Annotated in this window: 17 protein-coding genes and 1 tRNA gene; 16 read left to right on the forward strand and 2 right to left on the reverse strand. The window is 61.8% G+C overall.

Annotated elements, in window-relative coordinates:
* The 11 genes from CEY05_RS30490 to CEY05_RS30540 form a co-directional block, all read left to right on the forward strand.
* The coding region (locus tag CEY05_RS30490; protein WP_369825953.1) for an EF-Tu/IF-2/RF-3 family GTPase at positions 1–432 on the forward strand (432 nt) is incomplete at its 5' end.
* 210 nt (positions 433–642) lie between these two features.
* Positions 643–718 (forward strand) — tRNA-Trp (locus CEY05_RS30495).
* Between the two features lie 123 nt (positions 719–841).
* Complete coding sequence (gene secE, locus CEY05_RS30500; protein ID WP_088601282.1) at positions 842–1,222, forward strand: preprotein translocase subunit SecE; 381 nt, start codon at positions 842–844, stop codon at positions 1,220–1,222.
* Between the two features lie 10 nt (positions 1,223–1,232).
* Positions 1,233–1,766 (forward strand): transcription termination/antitermination protein NusG, encoded by a 534-nt coding sequence (gene nusG, locus CEY05_RS30505; RefSeq protein WP_088601283.1) that lies wholly within the window; start codon positions 1,233–1,235, stop codon positions 1,764–1,766.
* A 64-nt stretch (positions 1,767–1,830) separates the two neighbouring features.
* Positions 1,831–2,262 (forward strand): 50S ribosomal protein L11, encoded by a 432-nt coding sequence (gene rplK, locus CEY05_RS30510; protein ID WP_088601284.1) that lies wholly within the window; start codon positions 1,831–1,833, stop codon positions 2,260–2,262.
* A 2-nt stretch (positions 2,263–2,264) separates the two neighbouring features.
* Complete coding sequence (rplA, locus tag CEY05_RS30515; RefSeq protein WP_088601285.1) at positions 2,265–2,969, forward strand: 50S ribosomal protein L1; 705 nt, start codon at positions 2,265–2,267, stop codon at positions 2,967–2,969.
* A 279-nt stretch (positions 2,970–3,248) separates the two neighbouring features.
* Positions 3,249–3,779, forward strand: coding sequence for a 50S ribosomal protein L10 (gene rplJ, locus CEY05_RS30520; protein ID WP_088601286.1), 531 nt, complete (start codon positions 3,249–3,251; stop codon positions 3,777–3,779).
* Positions 3,780–3,857: 78 nt separating this feature from the next.
* Positions 3,858–4,238 (forward strand): 50S ribosomal protein L7/L12, encoded by a 381-nt coding sequence (rplL, locus tag CEY05_RS30525; protein ID WP_057654246.1) that lies wholly within the window; start codon positions 3,858–3,860, stop codon positions 4,236–4,238.
* Between the two features lie 168 nt (positions 4,239–4,406).
* Positions 4,407–8,522, forward strand: a complete 4,116-nt coding sequence (gene rpoB, locus CEY05_RS30530; RefSeq protein ID WP_088601287.1) for a DNA-directed RNA polymerase subunit beta — start codon at positions 4,407–4,409, stop codon at positions 8,520–8,522.
* The gene (rpoC, locus tag CEY05_RS30535) at positions 8,522–12,775 is read left to right on the forward strand and encodes a DNA-directed RNA polymerase subunit beta' (protein ID WP_088601288.1); all 4,254 of its coding nucleotides are present in this window, start codon (positions 8,522–8,524) and stop codon (positions 12,773–12,775) included. Before rpoB ends, rpoC begins: the two co-directional genes overlap by 1 nt.
* A gap of 297 nt (positions 12,776–13,072) precedes the next feature.
* Positions 13,073–14,071 (forward strand): hypothetical protein, encoded by a 999-nt coding sequence (locus CEY05_RS30540; protein WP_088601289.1) that lies wholly within the window; start codon positions 13,073–13,075, stop codon positions 14,069–14,071.
* 190 nt (positions 14,072–14,261) lie between these two features.
* Here CEY05_RS30540 and CEY05_RS31185 read toward each other — a convergent pair whose 3' ends face one another.
* Complete coding sequence (locus CEY05_RS31185) at positions 14,262–14,891, reverse strand: hypothetical protein (RefSeq protein WP_143220718.1); 630 nt, start codon at positions 14,889–14,891, stop codon at positions 14,262–14,264.
* Between the two features lie 382 nt (positions 14,892–15,273).
* A complete protein-coding gene (locus CEY05_RS30550) occupies positions 15,274–15,687 on the reverse strand; it encodes a TssQ family T6SS-associated lipoprotein (protein WP_158219464.1) in 414 nt (137 codons plus the stop codon).
* Positions 15,688–15,951: 264 nt separating this feature from the next.
* Here CEY05_RS30550 and CEY05_RS30555 point away from each other — a divergent pair, with 264 nt between their 5' ends.
* The 5 genes from CEY05_RS30555 to CEY05_RS30575 form a co-directional block, all read left to right on the forward strand.
* Positions 15,952–17,760, forward strand: a complete 1,809-nt coding sequence (locus tag CEY05_RS30555; protein ID WP_088601291.1) for a hypothetical protein — start codon at positions 15,952–15,954, stop codon at positions 17,758–17,760.
* A 442-nt stretch (positions 17,761–18,202) separates the two neighbouring features.
* Entirely contained in the window at positions 18,203–18,580 is a 378-nt protein-coding gene (gene rpsL, locus CEY05_RS30560; protein ID WP_057654238.1) for a 30S ribosomal protein S12, read from the forward strand.
* Between the two features lie 161 nt (positions 18,581–18,741).
* On the forward strand, positions 18,742–19,212 hold the full coding sequence (rpsG, locus tag CEY05_RS30565) for a 30S ribosomal protein S7 (protein ID WP_006216561.1): 471 nt from the start codon (positions 18,742–18,744) through the stop codon (positions 19,210–19,212).
* A gap of 18 nt (positions 19,213–19,230) precedes the next feature.
* Positions 19,231–21,336, forward strand: coding sequence for an elongation factor G (fusA, locus tag CEY05_RS30570; RefSeq protein WP_088601292.1), 2,106 nt, complete (start codon positions 19,231–19,233; stop codon positions 21,334–21,336).
* 76 nt (positions 21,337–21,412) lie between these two features.
* A partial coding sequence (locus CEY05_RS30575; RefSeq protein ID WP_233161568.1) for a GTP-binding protein occupies positions 21,413–21,711 on the forward strand: 299 nt, incomplete at its 3' end.

The following is a 21,711-nucleotide window of genomic DNA, read 5'->3' on the forward strand; positions in this document are numbered from 1 at the left end:
GTGAAGACGACCTGCACCGGCGTGGAAATGTTCCGCAAGCTGCTGGACCAAGGCCAGGCTGGCGACAACGTCGGCATCCTGCTGCGCGGCACCAAGCGTGAAGACGTCGAGCGCGGCCAGGTGCTGGCCAAGCCCGCTTCGATCAACCCGCACACGGACTTCACCTCCGAGGTGTACATCCTGTCGAAGGAAGAAGGCGGCCGCCACACCCCGTTCTTCAACGGCTATCGTCCCCAGTTCTACTTCCGTACCACGGACGTGACGGGCACGATCGAACTGCCGGCCGACAAGGAAATGGTCCTGCCGGGCGACAACGTGTCGATGACCGTGCGCCTGCTGGCTCCGATCGCCATGGAAGAAGGCCTGCGCTTCGCCATCCGTGAAGGCGGTCGTACCGTCGGCGCCGGCGTCGTTGCCAAGATCCTGAAGTAAGCAAAAAAGCGACAAAAGTCGAGGGGGCAAATGCCCCCTTTGCTTTTGTCTGCAAATTCCCCTTTACAGGGGAATGGCAAAAGTAGTACTATGGATGGTTCCGCAAGGTTCCATCCTTCGCTTTTGAAGGTCGGGTCTCCAAGCCGGGTAGTCCATCCGGATGTGGCTCGATTGGATACTGTGCGGGCACAGTGGAAACAGCCCAGCTGTAGGGGTATAGCTCAATTGGCAGAGCGTCGGTCTCCAAAACCGAAGGTTGTAGGTTCGATTCCTACTGCCCCTGCCACCACAGCACTGGCCAGTGGTTATTTTCCGACCATGAGCCCGGCTTCCGCCGTCCCGCGTCCGTCCTCATGGACCCCCGGAAAATATTGCAAGTCGCGCGTTTACGGCGGACTTGTCTAGCAAAATGGCCAATACCAGCGTAGAAACTGTAACTAGCACCGCCGACCGCCTCAAGCTGGTTCTGGCCGTGCTCGTCATCATTGCTGGAATCGTCGGGTTTTCGGTGCTCAGCGAGCAGCCCATGGCGGCTCGCATCGGCGTCTTCGTCGGTGGCCTGGTTCTGGCCGCCCTCATTGCCTGGTTCAGCGAACCTGGCCGCCGCACACTGAGCTTCGCCAGCGAATCCTATAACGAAGTAAAGCGGGTGTCCTGGCCCACGCGCAAGGAAACGACGCAGATGACGGGTATCGTCTTCGCGTTCGTGGCCGCCATGGGCATTTTCATGTGGGTGCTCGACAAGGGCATCGAATGGATCATTTACGGCCTGTTGCTGGGCTGGAAATAAGGGACCGCAAATGAGCAAGCGTTGGTATGTCGTCCATGTCTATTCCGGCATGGAGAAGAGCGTCCAGAAGGCGCTGATCGAGCGCATCGACCGTGCGGCTCTGCAAACTTCCTTCGGCCGCATCCTGGTGCCGTCCGAAGAAGTAGTCGAAATGCGTGCTGGACAGAAGTCCATCTCCGAACGGCGGATCTTTCCCGGCTATGTGCTGGTTGAAATGGATCTGACCGACGAGACCTGGCACCTGGTCAAGAACACCAACCGCGTCACCGGCTTCCTGGGTGGCTCGGGTAACCGTCCGTCGCCGATTTCCGAAAAGGAAGTCGAGAAGATCCTGTCGCAGATGGAAGAGGGCGTGGAAAAACCGCGTCCCAAGATCCTCTTCGAGGTCGGCGAGATGGTGCGCGTCAAGGAAGGCCCGTTTGCGGACTTCAACGGCAACGTCGAAGAAGTCAACTACGAGAAAAGCAAGGTGCGTGTGTCCGTCACCATTTTTGGTCGCGCCACGCCCGTAGAACTGGATTTCAGTCAGGTCGAAAAGACCTGATTTTCAACCCCGGGGAGCCGTTCGCTAATTGCGTAACGGCGATTGAACCCGCAAGGAGCTAAGCATGGCGAAGAAAATCGTCGGCTTTATCAAGCTGCAAGTACCGGCTGGTAAGGCTAATCCCTCTCCCCCGATCGGTCCGGCGCTGGGTCAGCGCGGTCTGAACATCATGGAATTCTGCAAGGCGTTCAACGCCAAGACCCAGGGCATGGAGCCCGGTCTGCCGATCCCCGTGGTGATCACCGCTTTCGCGGACAAGAGCTTCACCTTCGTGATGAAGACGCCGCCCGCGACGATCTTGATCAAGAAGGCCGCCGGCATCCAGAAGGGTTCGCCCAAGCCCCATACCGACAAGGTTGGCAAGCTGACCCGTGCCCAGGCTGAAGAAATCGCCAAGGCCAAGGAACCCGACCTGACGGCCGGCGACCTGGACGCCGCCGTTCGCACGATCGCGGGCAGCGCTCGCAGCATGGGCATCACCGTGGAGGGCATCTGATCATGGCAAAACTTTCCAAGCGCGCCACCGCTCTGCGTGAAAAGATCGACCGCACCAAGCTGTACCCGGTTGCCGACGCTCTGAACCTGATCAAGGAAACCGCCACGGCCAAGTTCGATGAATCCATCGACGTCGCCGTGCAGCTGGGCATCGATCCCAAGAAGTCCGACCAACTGGTTCGTGGCTCCGTGGTCCTGCCCGCCGGTACCGGCAAGTCCGTGCGCGTCGCCGTGTTCGCCCAAGGCGACAAGGCCGAAGCCGCCAAGGCCGCCGGCGCCGACATCGTCGGTCTGGAAGACCTGGCTGAGCAAATCAAGGCCGGTCAAATGGACTTCGACGTGGTCATCGCCTCGCCCGACACGATGCGTGTCGTCGGCGCCCTGGGTCAGATCCTGGGCCCGCGTGGCCTGATGCCGAACCCCAAGGTCGGCACCGTGACCCCCGATGTCGCTACCGCCGTGAAGAACGCCAAGGCTGGTCAGGTGCAATACCGTACCGACAAGGCTGGCATCATTCACGCCACCATCGGCCGCGCCTCCTTCGGCGTGGAACAGCTGCAATCGAACCTGGCCGCTCTGGTCGACGCCCTGCAAAAGGCGCGTCCGGCTGCTGCCAAGGGCGTGTATCTGCGCAAGGTCGCCGTTTCGTCCACGATGGGCGGCGGTGCTCGCGTTGAAGTCGCCTCGCTTGCCCCCGCCGCTGCTTAAGCACGGCCGGTAAGCAAATAGAACTTTGGGCTGCGTCCGGTCAACCGGCCGGACGTTGCTGTCAAAGACCGCTGGAGCGGATGTCGGCGGTCTTCGTTTCCCGGTAACGGGAAGGGAAGTACCGGCAACTGCTTAATCCCGAAGCCTGTTCGGTTCGGATCCAGCGTAGACGGCGTCCCATGGAAGAATTCTTTGTTTGAAGAACTCGACCAGGTCGCCGCATTCGGTTGACGCCAAGGGATTTTTCCCGAAAGCGTCTTTTGATGGAGTGTTCAAACCGTGAGTCTCAATCGCCAAGAGAAAGCAGTGGTGATCGAGGAAGTCTCGGCGCAAGTCGCCCAGGCTCAATCGATTGTCATCGCCGAGTACCGTGGTCTGGACGTCGCCTCTGTCACCGTACTGCGCAAGACTGCGCGTGAATCGGGCGTGTACCTGCGTGTTCTGAAGAACTCGCTGGCTCGTCGCGCTGTTGCTGGCACGGCTTTCGAGCCGTTGGCCGAGCAACTTTCCGGTCCGCTGATCTATGGTATCAGCGCTGACCCGGTCGCGCCGGCCAAGGTCCTCGCAACTTTCGCCAAAACCAACGACAAGCTGGTTATCAAAGGCGGCTCCCTGCCGGGCAGCCTCTTGAGCCAAGCCGGTGTGCAGGCCCTGGCCTCGCTGCCGTCCCGCGAAGAGTTGTTGGCAAAGCTGCTGGGCACCATGCAAGCCCCGATCGCGCAATTCGCACGTACGCTCAACGAAGTTCCCACCAAGTTCGCCCGCGGCCTCGCAGCTGTGCGCGATCAAAAGGAAAAGGCCGAGGCTTAATCGCCTTTGCCCTGGACTTCGCTGTACGACCGAGCGACAACCAAACCCTGGCATTACCAAAATCTGGAGTTCTTAAAAATGGCCCTTAACAAAGCTGAAATCCTTGACGCCATCGCTGGCCTGACCGTTCTCGAACTGTCGGAACTGATCAAGGATCTGGAAGAGAAGTTTGGCGTGTCGGCTGCTGCCGCCGCTGTTGCTGTTGCTGCCCCCGCCGCCGGCGGCGCCGCTGCTGCCGCTGAAGAGCAAACCGAATTCACCGTCGTCCTGCTGGAAGCCGGTGCCAACAAGGTTAGCGTCATCAAGGCCGTTCGCGAACTGACCGGTCTGGGTCTGAAGGAAGCGAAGGACCTGGTTGACGGCGCTCCGAAGCCCGTCAAGGAAGCGGTTGCCAAGGCTGACGCCGAAGCCGCCAAGAAGAAGCTGGAAGAAGCCGGCGCCAAGGTCGAAGTCAAGTAAGACCTGCGTTGACTTGCCCGGGGACAGTGCAGTTTGCCGTCCCCGGGCTTTTGCGTTTCCAGGAAACCCCTTTGTCCGCAGGCTCAGAAGGGTTTTCTGGAGTCGTATATCAGTAGTATCACCCCGGGCCGTGGTTTTCGGCCCATGCAACCTCGAGTCGGAGTGCTCATGCCTTACTCGTACACCGAAAAAAAGCGCATCCGCAAAAGCTTCGCCAAGCGTGAAGACGTCCAGGACGTTCCTTTCCTGCTTGCAACGCAACTGCAATCCTACCTAACTTTTCTGCAGGCGGAAACCGCCCCGTCGCAGCGAGCCAACGATGGTTTACAGGCGGCATTTTCGTCGATATTCCCCATCGTTAGCCATAACGGAATGGCGCGTCTTGAATTCGTCAGCTACGTGCTCGGCGAGCCGGTGTTCGATGTCAAGGAATGTCAGCAACGTGGCCTGACCTACGCTTCGCCCCTGCGCGCCAAGGTTCGCCTGGTGCTGCTCGACCGCGAAGTCAGCAAGCCCACCGTCAAGGAAGTGAAGGAACAGGAAGTCTACATGGGCGAAATTCCGCTCATGACGGGCACCGGTTCTTTCGTCATCAACGGTACCGAGCGCGTCATCGTATCGCAGCTGCACCGTTCGCCCGGCGTGTTCTTCGAACATGACCGCGGTAAAACGCACAGCTCGGGCAAGCTGCTGTTCTCGGCCCGCGTGATTCCTTACCGCGGTTCGTGGCTGGACTTCGAATTCGACGCCAAGGACATCCTGTTCTTCCGTGTCGACCGTCGTCGCAAGATGCCCGTCACCATCCTGGCCAAGGCCATCGGCATGACGCCGGAATCCATCCTGGCCCACTTCTTCGACTTCGATAACTTCGAGTTGAAGAGCGAAGGCGGCATGATGGAATTCGTGCCCGAGCGCTGGAAGGGCGAAATGGCCCGTTTCGACATTTCCGATCGCAACGGCAAGGTCATCGTCGAAAAAGACAAGCGCATCAACGCCAAGCACCTGCGCGATCTGGCTACCGCCAGCATCCAGCGTATCTCCGTGCCCGAGGAATTCCTCTACGGCCGCGTGCTGGCCAAGAACATCGTCGACGCCGACACCGGCGAAGTCGTGGCGCGCGCCAACGATGAAATCACGGAAAGCGTGCTCAGCGCCCTGCGCGCCGCCAACGTGCTGGATTTCCAGACCCTGTACACCAACGACCTGGATCGTGGTCCGTACATCTCGCAGACCCTGCGTACCGATGAAACCGCCGACCAGATGGCCGCGCGCGTTGCCATCTATCGCATGATGCGCCCCGGCGAACCGCCCACCGAAGAAGCGGTCGAAGCGCTGTTCCAGCGTCTGTTCTACAACGAAGAAACGTACGACCTGTCGCGCGTTGGCCGTATGAAGGTCAACAGCCGCCTGGGTCGCGGCGAGGACGTCATCACCGGCGCCATGACCCTGACCAACGAGGACATCCTCGAAACGATCAAGGTCCTGGTCGAACTGCGTAACGGCCGTGGCCAGATCGATGACATCGATCACCTGGGCAACCGCCGCGTGCGTTGTGTCGGCGAACTGGCCGAAAACCAGTTCCGTGCCGGTCTGGTGCGTGTCGAGCGCGCCGTCAAGGAACGTCTGGGCCAGGCCGAGACGGAAAACCTGATGCCGCACGACCTGATCAACTCCAAGCCGATTTCGGCCGCGATCAAGGAGTTCTTCGGTTCGAGCCAGCTGTCCCAGTTCATGGACCAGACCAACCCGCTGTCGGAAATCACCCACAAGCGTCGTGTCTCGGCCCTGGGCCCGGGCGGTCTGACCCGCGAACGCGCCGGCTTCGAAGTGCGTGACGTGCATCCCACGCACTATGGCCGCGTGTGCCCGATCGAAACGCCGGAAGGCCCGAACATCGGCCTGATCAACTCCATGGCGTTGTATGCGCGCCTGAACGAGTACGGCTTCCTCGAAACCCCGTATCGCAAGATCATCGATGGCAGCGTCAGCGACCAGATCGACTACCTGTCGGCCATCGAAGAAAGCCACTACGTGATCGCCCAGGCTAACGCCGCGCTCGACGCCGACCGTCGCTTCATCGACGACCTGGTGGCTTGCCGCGAAGCTGGCGAAACCATGTTGACCTCGCCGGGCAACGTGCACTACATGGACGTGGCGCCGTCGCAGATCGTTTCGGTCGCGGCTTCGCTGATTCCGTTCCTGGAGCACGATGACGCGAACCGGGCACTGATGGGCGCCAACATGCAGCGCCAGGCCGTGCCTTGCCTGCGTCCGGAGAAGCCCGTGGTCGGCACCGGTATCGAACGCACCGTCGCGGTCGACTCCGGCACCACCGTGCAGGCGCTGCGTGGCGGCGTGGTTGACCACGTCGACGCCGAGCGCGTCGTGATCCGCGTCAACGACGACGAAAACGTCGCCGGTGAAGTGGGCGTGGACATCTACAACCTGATCAAGTACACCCGTTCCAACCAGAACACCAACATCAACCAGCGTCCCATCGTCGCCCGCGGCGACAAGGTCGCCAAGGGCGATGTGCTGGCCGATGGCGCGTCGACTGACCTGGGCGAACTCGCCCTCGGCCAGAACATGCTGATCGCGTTCATGCCCTGGAACGGCTACAACTTCGAAGACTCGATCCTGATCTCCGAAAAGGTCGTGGCCGACGATCGCTACACCTCGATCCACATCGAGGAACTGACCGTCGTTGCGCGCGATACCAAGCTCGGACCGGAAGAAATCACGCGCGACATCAGCAACCTGGCCGAAACCCAGTTGAATCGCCTGGATGAATCGGGCATCACGTACATCGGCGCCGAAGTCAACGCCGACGACGTGCTGGTGGGCAAGGTCACGCCGAAGGGCGAGACCCAGTTGACGCCGGAAGAAAAGCTGCTGCGCGCCATCTTCGGTGAGAAGGCGTCGGACGTGAAGGACACTTCGCTGCGCGTGCCCTCTGGCATGACCGGCACGGTGATCGACGTCCAGGTCTTCACGCGTGAAGGCATCGTGCGCGACAAGCGCGCCCAGTCCATCATCGACGATGAACTGCGCCGCTATCGCCAGGATTTGAACGACCAGCTGCGCATCGTCGAAAACGACCAGTTCGATCGTCTCGAAAAGATGCTGGTGAACAAGACCGTCAACGGCGGCCCGCGCAAGCTGGCCAAGGGCGCGGTCCTGACCAAGCCTTACCTGGTCGATCTGGACCGCTGGCAGTGGTTCGACATTCGCCTGGCCGATGAACAGCACGCCGTCGTGCTGGAACAAGCCAAGGAATCGCTCGAACAGAAGCGCCACCAGTTCGATCTGGCCTTCGAGGAAAAGCGCAAGAAGCTGACGCAAGGCGACGAACTGCCCCCGGGCGTGCTGAAGATGATCAAGGTCTACCTGGCCGTGAAGCGTCGTCTGCAGCCTGGCGACAAGATGGCCGGCCGTCACGGCAACAAGGGTGTGGTCTCGCGTATCACGCCGGTGGAAGACATGCCGCACATGGCCGACGGTACCCCCGCCGACATCGTGCTGAACCCGCTGGGCGTGCCGTCGCGGATGAACGTCGGCCAAGTGCTGGAAGTGCACTTGGGCTGGGCTGCCAAGGGCGTGGGTCAACGCATCGGCGATCTGCTGCGTGACGAGCGCACGGCGCAAGCCAAGCAGCTGCGTTCGTACCTGGAAAAGGTCTACAACACGACCGGTTCCAACGCGCGCATCGACGAGCTGAGCGATGACGAAGTCGTCGAACTGGCCAACAACCTGAAGAATGGTGTTCCCTTCGCCACGCCCGTGTTCGACGGCGCGACCGAAGAAGAAATCACCAAGATGCTGGAACTGGCCTATCCGGACGACGTCGCCAAGCGCATGGCGCTGACCGAATCGCGCACGCAGGCATGGCTGTTCGACGGCCGTACCGGCGAGAAATTCGAGCGCCCGGTCACCGTCGGCTTCATGCACTACCTGAAGCTGCACCACTTGGTCGACGACAAGATGCACGCCCGTTCGACCGGCCCGTACTCGCTCGTGACCCAGCAGCCGCTGGGTGGTAAGGCGCAGTTCGGTGGCCAGCGTTTCGGGGAAATGGAAGTGTGGGCACTCGAAGCCTACGGCGCTTCCTACACCCTGCAGGAAATGCTGACGGTCAAGTCGGACGACATCAACGGTCGTACGAAGGTTTACGAAAACATTGTCAAGGGCGACCACGTGATCGACGCCGGCATGCCGGAATCGTTCAACGTGCTGGTCAAGGAAATCCGCTCGTTGGCCCTGGACATGGATTTGGAGCGTAACTAATGAAAGCGCTACTCGACCTATTCAAGCAAGTCTCGCAAGACGAGCAGTTCGATGCCATCAAGATCGGCATCGCCTCGCCCGAGAAAATCCGTTCGTGGTCCTACGGCGAAGTCCGTAAGCCCGAAACCATCAACTACCGCACGTTCAAGCCTGAGCGTGACGGTCTGTTCTGCTCGAAGATCTTCGGTCCCATCAAGGACTACGAATGCTTGTGCGGCAAGTACAAGCGCCTGAAGCATCGTGGCGTGATCTGCGAAAAGTGCGGCGTGGAAGTCACCGTCGCCAAGGTTCGCCGTGAACGCATGGGTCACATCGAGCTGGCCAGCCCCGTCGCGCACATCTGGTTCCTGAAGAGCCTGCCGTCGCGTCTGGGCATGGTGCTCGACATGACCCTGCGCGACATCGAACGCGTGCTGTACTTCGAAGCCTGGTGCGTGATCGAACCTGGCATGACGCCGCTCAAGCGCGGCCAGATCATGTCGGACGACGATTTCCTGGCCAAGACCGAGGAATACGGCGACGACTTCCGTGCCCTGATGGGTGCCGAAGCCGTGCGTGAACTGCTGCGCACCATCGACATCGACCGCGAAGTGGAAACGCTGCGCGGCGAACTGAAGGCCACCAGCTCGGAAGCCAAGATCAAGAAGATCTCCAAGCGCCTGAAGGTGCTGGAAGGCTTCCAGAAGTCCGGCATCAAGGCCGAGTGGATGGTCATGGAAGTGCTGCCCGTGCTGCCGCCGGACCTGCGTCCGCTGGTGCCGCTGGACGGCGGCCGCTTCGCGACCTCCGACCTGAACGATCTGTACCGCCGGGTCATCAACCGCAACAACCGCCTGAAGCGCCTGCTGGAACTGAAGGCGCCGGAAATCATCCTGCGCAACGAAAAGCGCATGCTGCAGGAAGCGGTCGACTCGCTGCTGGACAACGGTCGCCGCGGCAAGGCCATGACCGGCGCCAACAAGCGCCAGCTCAAGTCCCTGGCCGACATGATCAAGGGCAAGAGCGGTCGTTTCCGTCAGAACCTGCTGGGCAAGCGCGTCGACTACTCGGGCCGTTCGGTCATCGTGGTGGGTCCGCAGCTGAAGCTGCATCAGTGCGGCCTGCCCAAGCTGATGGCGCTGGAACTGTTCAAGCCCTTCATTTTCAATCGTCTGGAAATGATGGGTCTGGCCACGACCATCAAGGCCGCGAAGAAGCTGGTGGAAAGCCAGGAACCGGTGGTGTGGGACATCCTCGAAGAGGTGATCCGCGAACACCCGGTCATGCTGAACCGCGCGCCGACGCTGCACCGCCTGGGCATCCAGGCGTTCGAGCCCGTGCTGATCGAAGGCAAGGCCATCCAGCTGCACCCGCTCGTCTGCGCGGCGTTCAACGCCGACTTCGACGGCGACCAGATGGCTGTCCACGTGCCCCTGTCGCTGGAAGCGCAGCTGGAAGCCCGCACCCTGATGCTGGCCTCCAACAACGTGCTGTTCCCCGCAAGCGGTGAACCGTCGATCGTGCCGTCGCAGGATATCGTGCTGGGTCTGTACTACACGACCCGCGAGCGCATCAACGGCAAGGGCGAAGGCATCTTCTTCACCGACGTCGCTGAAGTGCAGCGTGCCTACGACAACGGCGAAGTTGAACTGCAGACGCGCATCACCGTGCGCCTGAAGGAATACGAACGCGACGAACAAGGTGAATGGCAGCCGGTCCTGCGCCGCCACGAAACCACGATCGGCCGCGCGCTGCTGTCCGAGATCCTGCCCAAGGGCCTGCCCTTCACGGTGCTGAACAAGGCACTGAAGAAGAAGGAAATCTCGCGCCTGATCAACCAGTCGTTCCGTCGTTGCGGCCTGCGCGACACGGTGATCTTTGCCGACAAGCTGATGCAGTCCGGCTTCCGCCTGGCCACGCGTGGCGGTATCTCGATCGCCATGGGCGACATGGTCATCCCCACGGCCAAGGAAACCATCCTTGCCGAGGCCAGCAAGGAAGTGAAGGAAATCGACAAGCAGTACTCGTCGGGTCTGGTCACGTCCCAAGAGCGCTACAACAACGTTGTGGACATCTGGGGCAAGGCCGGCGACAAGGTCGGTCGCGCGATGATGGAACAGCTGGCCACCGAGCCCGTGATCAACCGTCACGGCGAAGAAGTGCGCCAGGAATCGTTCAACTCGATCTACATGATGGCCGACTCCGGCGCCCGCGGTTCCGCGGCCCAGATTCGCCAGCTGGCTGGTATGCGCGGCCTGATGGCCAAGCCTGACGGCTCGATCATTGAAACGCCCATCACCGCGAACTTCCGTGAAGGCCTGAACGTGCTTCAGTACTTCATCTCGACGCACGGTGCGCGTAAGGGTCTGGCCGACACGGCACTGAAGACGGCGAACTCGGGTTACCTGACCCGCCGTCTGGTCGACGTGACGCAGGATCTGGTCATCATCGAAAGCGACTGCGGTACCTCGCAGGGTTACTCGATGAAGGCGCTGGTGGAAGGCGGTGAAGTCATCGAACCGCTGCGCGACCGTATCCTGGGCCGCGTTGCCGCCATCGACATCGTCAACCCGGACACGCAGGAAACGGCGATCGTCGCCGGCACCCTGCTGGACGAAGATCTGGTCGACACCATCGACCGCATCGGCGTGGACGAAGTCAAGGTGCGTACGCCGCTGACCTGCGAAACGCGTCATGGCCTGTGCGCGCACTGCTATGGCCGCGACCTGGGCCGTGGCTACATCGTGAACGTCGGCGAAGCCGTCGGCGTGATCGCGGCGCAGTCCATCGGTGAACCGGGCACGCAGCTGACGATGCGTACGTTCCACATCGGTGGCGCGGCGTCGCGTTCGGCCCTGGCCAGCGCGGTGGAAACGAAGTCGACCGGTACGGTCGGTTTCGCCAGCACCATGCGTTATGTGACCAACGCCAAGGGCGAGCGCATCGCGATTTCCCGTTCGGGCGAAATCGTCATTCATGACGACAACGGCCGTGAACGTGAACGCCACAAGATTCCGTACGGTGCCACCGTGCTGGTCGGCGACGGCGAAGCCGTCAAGGCTGGTGCTCGCCTGGCAACGTGGGATCCGCTGACCCGTCCGATCGTGTCGGAGTACGCCGGCCAGGTGCGCTTCGAGAACATCGAGGAAGGCGTTACCGTTGCCAAGCAGGTGGACGAAGTCACCGGTCTGTCGACCCTGGTGGTCATCACGCCGAAGACCCGCGGCGGCAAGATCGTCATGCGTCCGCAGATCAAGCTGGTGAACGAGGCAGGCGAAGAGGTCAAGATCGCCGGCACCGATCACTCGGTGAACATTTCGTTCCCGGTGGGCGCGCTGATTACCGTGCGCGACTCGCAGCAAGTGTCGGTCGGTGAAGTGCTGGCGCGTATTCCGCAAGAATCGCAAAAGACGCGCGACATTACCGGCGGTCTGCCGCGTGTGGCCGAACTGTTCGAAGCCCGTTCGCCCAAGGATGCCGGCATGCTCGCCGACGTCACGGGTACGGTGTCGTTCGGTAAGGACACCAAGGGCAAGCAGCGTCTGGTCATTACCGACCTGGAAGGCATCAGCCACGAGTTCCTGATTCCGAAGGAAAAGCAGGTTCTGGTGCATGACGGCCAGGTGGTGAACAAGGGCGAAATGATCGTTGACGGTCCGGCCGACCCGCACGACATCCTGCGTCTGCAGGGTATCGAGAAGCTGGCGACCTACATCGTCGACGAAGTGCAGGACGTGTACCGTTTGCAAGGCGTGAAGATCAACGACAAGCACATCGAAGTGATTGTTCGTCAGATGCTGCGTCGTGTGAACATCACCGATGCCGGCGATGCCGAATTCATTACGGGCGAACAGGTCGAGCGTTCGGAACTGCTCAACGAGAACGATCGTGTTACCGCGGACGGCAAGATCCCCGCGCAGTACGACAACGTTCTGCTGGGTATCACGAAGGCTTCGCTGTCCACCGATTCGTTCATCTCCGCCGCTTCCTTCCAGGAAACGACGCGCGTGCTGACCGAAGCGGCCATCATGGGCAAGCGCGACGATCTGCGTGGCTTGAAGGAAAACGTCATCGTGGGTCGCCTGATCCCCGCTGGTACCGGCCTGGCCTACCACCTTGCCCGCAAGGACAAGGAAGCCCTGGAAGCGGCCGAACGCGAAGCCGCTCGCCAGATGGCCAACCCGTTCGAGGATTCCCCGGTTACCGTGGATACCGAGCACGAGGTCGATGCCCAACCGGAAGCTCCGGCTGCCGGCGACGACAGCGCCAGCTAAGCAGTACTCCGGTCACCGGCGCCGCCACGAGCGGTTTGCCGGTGTCGGTAAGCAAATCCCCATGCAGCCTTGTGCTGGATGGGGATTTTTTTTTGCGCTCGCTGGATGGTGGGGACCCGCAGCAATACTGGAAAACTTTGTACCTTCCTAAGTACTATTAAGTAGACAGTCAGCAAAAGGAAAGGAACCGACATGGATAAATTTTGAAGATTGTGGAAGAATCGCCCGCGGCCATGTGGTCGATTAACAAATTAACAAACCATGAAACGTTTTGTCCGAGCGAGTTTAGTGTGCCTGTTGGGCCTCGTCATCGCGGGTTGCGGTGGCGGCGGGGGTGGAGATGATGACAAGGGCTTTGACCTGACGGCTACCGTCGATGGCAAGTCTGTCGACAGCTTCCATGTGTCGAATGGCCAGGGCGGCACCCTGAATGTGAACTCCGGGCAGGAGGCGGTGCTGAAGTCGTCCGATGGCGTGACGTGGACCGTGCAGTCCGCCGATGCGACCGTGGCCTATACGCAGGTGAAGGATCCCACCGACACGGTGCTGGACTACAACCTGAGCAGCGCGGCGGGCGGCCAGATCGTTCTTGCCGTGGCGTCGAAGGAAGACGCCAGCCTGACCGCGACGGTCACCGTTGTCGTGGCGCCGCAGCAGTACACTCGTAAGGATGCAGTGGTTGGCGCATACAGCATCTATGACGTCACCGACACCTCCGTGACCGGAACCCTGACGCCTTCCTCGTATGAGCGCCTGACGACGGCGGTCAATACTGACGGCAGCTACACGACCAATTCCCTGAATGCGCTGCTTACGGTAACTGACACCTACACCGCCAACGCTGATGGCAATCGCCTGTCGCGAGCCTATGTTGCGACGTACGGTACCAGGAACGGCGATAACTGCACGTACACGCCGGACCGCCACTACCTGAGCTACCCGATGTACGTCGGCAAGACTTGGACCGCGACGTGGGATTACGCCTGCACATCCGCCGCTCATGAGACCGGCGAATTGAACGCTGTGGTCGAGGCATTCGAGCCGGTGACCGTGGGTGCGGGTACGTTCGACGCGCTGCGTGTGCGCCTCGATACCAAGATCACCAATTCCAACGATACGAATTTGGCTAACGGCAGCGCCGGGACAGCTCAGTATCAAATCGCCATCCTCGGCTGGTACGTGCCGTCGCTGGGCCAATACGTCAAGTTCCAGCGTGACTGGACCTACGTTGGGTCCACGCCGAGCTACTACGTCTCTCATGAAATCGAGTCGATGCGTGAGACTGGCCAGCAGTAAGAAAAGCCACGGATCCCCTATTTCTTGCGTCGCTCGAAGCTGAGTGCGCGGGGGATACATGCAAAAGGGCCGCTTGTGCGGCCCTTTTGCATGCGAGCGCCTGTCGCGCTGCGCAGCGCGGATCGGTTCGGACGCCCAAAGCGCAATGGCTCACCGGCCGCGATGGCTGCGCAAGGGCCATGTACGTCCTTCAACGAAATCCCGAAAACCACCCAACCAGCCGTTGCGCCAACTCCCGGCACGCGGATAGCAACGCGCGGGGCGGGTACGTCACGCGCCGCCACAGCCGTGCCATCAGACCCGGCGAGGTAAAGCCGATATCGTCGATCGTCGACAAGGTGCCCGGATCGCCGAATATCGCGGTCTGCATGTACAAGCGCTCGGCCGTCGGTGCCTGACCCGGCGGGCTCGATGTCGACCTGGGCGTGGAGGAATAGGTCCGGTACAAACGCGGCAATGTCGCGCTGGAGCTCGTGCCCCAGCTGCCGGATTGCGCCGAATCCGGTCTCGATTGTTGCGGGGGAAAGAGACGGCCTGCCGTGACGGGAGAACTGAGCCCGCCTCGCATCCAGAGCCCTGACACCGGCACCGGATACAGCGGCCTGCCACCCGTCGACTGGGGGCGTGGCAGGCGGCCGCCAGGAGGCGCCGAATGCCGGCCGTCGCCACAGTCGCGCGTCTCGCTCAGCCTGTTTGCGCGCGCCCTGCCCGAGTCGCGCACCTCGGGTGATACCGTCCATGCTTCCGGCGGCGTGGCGTAGCCGGGATCCTTGATGTTGGCGAGTCCCTTATTCCACGGCAGGTGATCGTCCAGGCTCATGGCGACCCTTCTGTCGGGGGCCAGGGGAGCGATAAAAGCTGGGGGCGAAGAGGACCGGGAAGATGAGCGGGAAGACGTGCTGCCGGAGCGCGCTCGGCCTGGCGTGCGACCTGCGCACGCGCGCATTTTGAGCCCGGGGAATTCGGTCCCGTCATTCCCTGTCGTGCCGTGTTTTACGGCGTCGGGTAGCGGAGGCGGGACATCATCGAAAACATTACCCGACAGCGCCTGGCGCGAGAAATTGAGAGGGTTGGTTTCAATAGGCACGGCGATTCCCTGTTCAACCGCGCGATCCTTTCCGTTCGAAGGACGCCCCGGCAATGGAAATCGGGTAAGTGAAAATTCCTACAGAAAAGTTCCTCGCCAGGACGTCCCGCGACGCTCACTTCGCCGGCGTCATCGCCGCCTTGGCGCTGCGGAACACCGGGCCCCATTGCGGGTGTCCCTGTTCGTTGGGCGCCAGTTCAAACGTGGGATCGATCTGCAGGATGCGCAGGAAACTGTCCTCGCATAGCTTGCGGTAGTTGCTGACGCAGTAGCTGAACGCCTGCAGCTTGATCGCCTCGACCTGGAGGTCCAGCGGCGCCGCCGCCAGATCGGCGGAAGTAGCGACTCCGCGTATCACTTCGCCATAATGGCCCGCCTGATATTGCTCACGCACGCGTTGCAGCGCGTCCTGCGCGGCCTGCGACGGGGGGGCGCTTTGCGGCTGCGCCGGGGGCAAGGCACAAGCCGCGAGGGTCATGGCCAGGGAAATCGCGCAAACACTACGAATGGCACGGGCGACGGTTTTCATGATGCGAACAGAGATGCTCCAGGTACGATTGGGACGCGCAATGACGACGCTGGCCCGAGGTGTCGCCGATCATATATGCTTCCGCCCCCGTACAGCGTGCCGAACAAGCTCATCCTTACGCAGTGTCGGCGGCACGCCACGTTTTGCCTAGACCGTTGTGGGTAGGTCACAACGTAACTTTCGGCTCTAGATCATTCCGTCTTCGCTGCGCTGCGGGGCGCGCGGCTTTATCATGAGCAACTTGCTCCGGAGTTTCCTTCCATCATGTCCTCTAGTGCCGCTTTCGCCTCGTCGCCTGCGCCGGATGCGGATAGCTTCGGCCTGCGTCCCCTGGACGCGATCGCCGCCACGTCCAACGGCGGCGTGCCGCAATCGCGCGTTCATCGCATCCTGACCGACCTGGCGGCGCCGCTGACGGCGCTGCACGAGCAGGGCCAGATACACGGCGCCCTGTCGCCCGCGACCATCGGGCTGGACATGACCGGCAAGGCCCACCTGATGCCCCGGCCACCCGCTCCAGCCGAGGGCGAGGACGAGTTCGATTTGCCGCAAGCGGGCTATGCCGCGTTCGAGCAATACGCGGACGATGAGCTATTGCCGCGCGGTCCCTGGACGGATGTCTATGGCTTGAGTGCGGTCGCCTGCCAGCTGATCACCGGCGCGCCGCCGCCGGATGCCGAAGCGCGGCGCGATGGTGACGAATACCTGCCGCTGGTGCAACGGATGCCGGCGAGTTACGACGCGGCTTTCCTTGCCGCGGTCGACGCCGGCCTGGCCATGGCGGCCGCGCGCCGGCCCAATTCGATGTCCGCCTATCTGGCCCTGTTCGGCGGCATGGAACCGGCGCCGGCCATGCCGGCCTTGTCCGAGCCGGAAGTGGTGGTCGTCCAGGATGAGTACGACGAGGAAGACGACGACGAGCTGGAACCCAAGGCGCGGCGTCGCCTGTCGTTCTGGGCCGTGTTCATCGTCCTGCTGGCGGCGGTCGTGGCCGTACCGATATGGCTGTGGCTGACCAGCGGCAATGGTTTTTCCGGCAATCGCACGCCGCGGGTCGGCGCAGCGGGCGGATCCTCGTTCGTCCCCTTGACGCAACGCGACCCCCGAGCGGCTGATGCGGGCCGTCCGGCGGGTTCTGACGCCACCAGCGGGGCCGGCGCCGCTGGCTCCGCGGCAGGTGGCGGATCGGCTGGGGCCGGCGGGACGGACGGCGGCACTGCGGGCGGTTACGCGAACGGAGCCCGGGGAGGCGTTCAGGGCGGTAATCCCGGCGGCGGCGTCTCCAATGGTGGTTCGAATGGGGGCCCTAATGGAGTCGCCAATGGAGCCGCCAGTGGAAGTTCTTCGGGAGGCGCCAGCGGTAACTTGGCCGCCGCCCCAGCCTCTACCCTGAATGGATCTGGAAATCCCGCAAATACGGGTGCGAACCCGGGCGCGGCAGCTGCCGAGGGCGGCGCCGGTTCTGGCGGGGAGAATGTAGCGGCTGGCGGATCGGGTAATACAGGAACGCCAGACGCAGCAGCGATGCCCGCAGGCGCCGGTGCCGGTGCCAGTGCCGGTGCCAGTGGCGGTGCCGCTGCCGGTGGCCAATCAGCCCCAGCGGCAGGCGATTCCGCCAACGCCGGGCGCGCTGCCGGTGCCGCCCAGCCCTATCACTCGACGGTCACGCTGGGCGGAGGGGCGCCCGCTACAGCCGGAGCCCAGCCGCCGCGAGCCACCGACGGGGCGGGGGCCGGTAGTCCAGCCTCCGGCGACGCCTCGGCGGACGCTCAAGCCGAAGCCGGGCAGGGCACCCAGGCCCGGACCGGTGCCGCCGCAGCGGGCACGACCACGGCCGCGACCACCAAGCCGGCCGCCACCGGTGCCCCGGTTCCTGTCAGGATCGACGTCCGCCCCTGGGGCGAAATCATCGTCGACGGTGTCGCGCGCGGCGTCAGCCCGCCGCTCAAGGAGTTGCGCCTGGCACCCGGCAAGCACAGCGTGATCATCAAGAATACCGGCCTGCCCAATTTCCGGATGACCCTGGAGGTCAAGGCGGGCACCCCCGCAACCATCTCCCATGTATTCAATTAGCCACGGAATCCGCCCCGCCTTCCGCCCGCCGGCAGCGCGAGCCGTTCACGCGCTGCCGTTTCGCGGCTACAACACTTTGCCGCCGGGTGGCCTCCAAGCAGGTCAATAAAACGCCCCCCTTTGACAGACATCCCATTCTGGGCTAATCTCACGGGCTCACTGAGTTATATGCGCCCAGTGTTTTTTCTGTGCGCCTAAGTTGTTGCCTCAGAAGTTGCCCCCGCATGGCGTAATGCCGCGGCCCGGCAAACGCAGCAAAGTAGCAAAGCAATTCAGCAAGACCCGCTCTTTTACGTATACGCGTCAGGGGGCGGTCTTGCGCGAACCGCCTACCCGACGTTCGATGATGTTTCATGTATCACCGGACGGCGGGCCAAGGTTTAAGCAGTACGTACGTCAGTACGCTTACCCCCCGTAGTACGTAAAAGGGATTTCAAAGGTCATGCCTACCATCAGCCAACTCGTGCGCAAGCCGCGCGAAGTCAGCGCCGCCAAGAGCAAGAGCCCCGCGCTCGAAAACTGCCCTCAGCGGCGTGGTGTGTGCACCCGCGTGTACACCACCACCCCCAAGAAGCCTAACTCCGCTCTGCGTAAGGTCGCCAAAGTGCGCCTGACCAACGGTTACGAAGTCATTTCGTACATCGGCGGCGAAGGCCACAACCTGCAGGAACACTCGGTCGTGCTCGTGCGCGGCGGTCGTGTAAAGGATCTGCCGGGTGTGCGTTACCACATCGTCCGTGGCTCGCTCGACTTGCAAGGCGTGAAAGACCGCAAGCAAGCTCGTTCGAAGTACGGCGCGAAGCGCCCCAAGAAGGCCTGATAGCCAGGCCGCAGTCCGCCGCCGGATATCGGCCGCCGGACCGTGCAGCCGCTTGCGTTCCCCTTGGAACGGCAACGGCACGTAAGGGGCCATCTACGTTATGGATGGCCATGGCCGCGGAACATAGCGGTTCAACTGAACTGACACATTAAGGAAGCACAATGCCCCGTCGTCGCGAAGTACCTAAGCGCGAGATTCTGCCCGATCCCAAGTTCGGCAGCGTCGAGCTCGCCAAGTTCATGAACGTCGTCATGCTGGACGGCAAGAAGGCCGTCGCCGAGCGCATCGTTTACGGTGCCCTTGAGCAAGTCCAGACCAAGACCGGCAAAGAGCCGATCGAAGTCTTCAGCCTGGCGATCAACAACATCAAGCCGATCGTCGAAGTGAAGAGCCGCCGCGTTGGCGGCGCCAACTACCAAGTGCCGGTTGAAGTGCGCCCCGTGCGCCGCCTGGCCCTGGCTATGCGTTGGTTGCGCGAAGCCGCGAAGAAGCGCGGTGAGAAATCGATGGATCTGCGTTTGGCTGGCGAGTTGATCGATGCCTCTGAAGGTCGTGGCGCCGCGATGAAGAAACGCGAAGACACGCACAAGATGGCCGAGGCCAACAAGGCCTTCAGCCATTTCCGCTGGTAATTTAAGGATTAAGCAACCATGGCCCGCAAAACCCCGATCGAGCGCTACCGCAACATTGGCATCTCTGCGCACATCGATGCAGGGAAAACCACCACGACCGAACGCATCCTGTTCTACACCGGCGTCAATCACAAGATTGGCGAAGTGCATGATGGCGCCGCCACCATGGACTGGATGGAGCAGGAGCAGGAACGTGGCATCACCATTACGTCGGCCGCGACTACGGCGTTCTGGCGTGGCATGGCTGGCAACTATCCTGAGCACCGCATCAACATCATCGACACCCCGGGGCACGTCGACTTCACCATTGAAGTCGAACGTTCCATGCGGGTGCTCGACGGTGCTTGCATGGTCTACTGCGCTGTGGGTGGCGTGCAGCCCCAGTCGGAAACCGTGTGGCGTCAGGCTAACAAGTACGGCGTGCCGCGCTTGGCCTTCGTCAACAAGATGGACCGTACCGGCGCCAACTTCTTCAAGGTCTATGACCAGTTGAAGGGCCGCCTGCGCGCCAACCCCGTGCCCGTCGTGATCCCGATCGGCGCCGAAGATACGTTCACCGGCGTGATCGACCTGGTCAAGATGAAGGCCATCCTGTGGGATGAAGCCAGCCAGGGCACCAAGTTCGACTACGTCGACATTCCCGCCGAGTTGCAAGACACGGCCGATGAATGGCGCGAAAAGCTGGTCGAATCGGCCGCTGAATCGTCCGAAGAGCTGATGAACAAGTACCTGGAAACGGGCGCTCTGGACGAAGCCGAAATCAACCTGGGCATCCGCACCCGTACCATCGCTGGCGAAATCCAGCCGATGCTGTGCGGCACCGCCTTCAAGAACAAGGGCGTGCAGCGCATGCTGGACGCGGTCATCGACTACCTGCCGTCGCCTGTGGACATTCCGCCGGTGGATGGCCAGGACGATGACGGCAACGCCATCACCCGCAAGGCTGAAGACACCGAGAAGTTCTCCGCGCTGGCATTCAAGCTGATGAGCGATCCCTTCGTCGGCCAGCTGACCTTCGTGCGCGTGTACTCCGGCGTGCTGAAGTCGGGCGATACCGTCTACAACCCCATCAAGGGCAAGAAGGAACGTATCGGCCGTCTGCTGCAGATGCACGCCAACAACCGCGAAGAAATCAAGGAAGTGCTGGCGGGCGACATCGCCGCTGTCGTGGGCCTGAAGGATTGCACGACCGGCGAAACGCTGTGCGACGTCGATTCGCCCATCCTGCTGGAACGCATGGAATTCCCCGAGCCCGTGATTTCGCAGGCCGTGGAACCCAAGTCGAAGGCAGACCAGGAAAAGATGGGTCTGGCGCTGAGCCGTCTGGCTCAGGAAGATCCGTCGTTCCGCGTGCGCAGCGACGAAGAATCGGGTCAAACCATCATTTCCGGTATGGGCGAGCTGCACTTGGAAATTCTGGTCGACCGCATGAAGCGCGAATTCGGCGTGGAAGCCAACGTCGGCAAGCCGCAGGTGGCTTACCGTGAAACCATCCGCAAGGTTTGCGAAGAAGCCGAAGGCAAGTTCGTCAAGCAGTCGGGCGGCCGCGGTCAGTACGGCCACGCGGTGGTGAAGGTCGAGCCGCTGGAGCCGGGTGGTGTGGGCTTCGAGTTCGTCGACGCCATCAAGGGCGGTGTGGTTCCTCGCGAATTCATTCCGGCCGTCGAAAAGGGCGTGCGCGAGACTCTGGGCTCGGGCATCCTGGCGGGTTACCCCATCGTTGACGTCAAGGTCACGCTGTTCTTCGGTTCGTACCACGATGTCGACTCGAACGAAAACGCGTTCAAGATGGCCGGCTCGATGGCATTCAAGGAAGGTCTGCGCAAGGCCAGCCCCGTGCTGCTCGAACCGATGATGGCTGTTGAAGTCGAAACGCCGGAAGACTACGCTGGTACCGTGATGGGCGATCTGTCCTCGCGGCGCGGCATGGTCCAGGGCATGGATGACATCATCGGCGGTGGCAAGATCATCAAGGCCGAAGTTCCCCTGGCTGAGATGTTCGGCTACTCGACCAGCCTGCGTTCGCAAACGCAAGGCCGCGCGACGTACACGATGGAGTTCAAGCAATACGCTGAAGCTCCGAAGAACGTGGCCGACGAAGTTATCGCTGCTCGTACCAAGTAATTAAAGTCGGCGCCGCATCCGATGTCGGAGGCGGCGCTAAGTAAACAGTTTCCTTGCAAGACTAAGGATAGAGATCATGGCAAAAGGCAAGTTTGAACGTACCAAGCCGCACGTGAACGTGGGCACCATCGGTCACGTTGACCACGGCAAGACCACGCTGACGGCAGCGATCACCACCGTTCTGTCGAAGAAGTTCGGCGGCGAAGCCAAGGCTTACGACCAGATCGACGCGGCGCCCGAAGAAAAGGCCCGTGGCATCACCATCAACACCGCCCACGTCGAGTACGAAACGGAAGCGCGCCACTATGCGCACGTTGACTGCCCGGGCCACGCTGACTATGTGAAGAACATGATCACGGGCGCCGCGCAGATGGA

The sequence above is a fragment of the Achromobacter sp. HZ34 genome, from assembly GCF_002209485.1.
In the GTDB taxonomy this organism is placed as follows: domain Bacteria; phylum Pseudomonadota; class Gammaproteobacteria; order Burkholderiales; family Burkholderiaceae_B; genus Bordetella_C.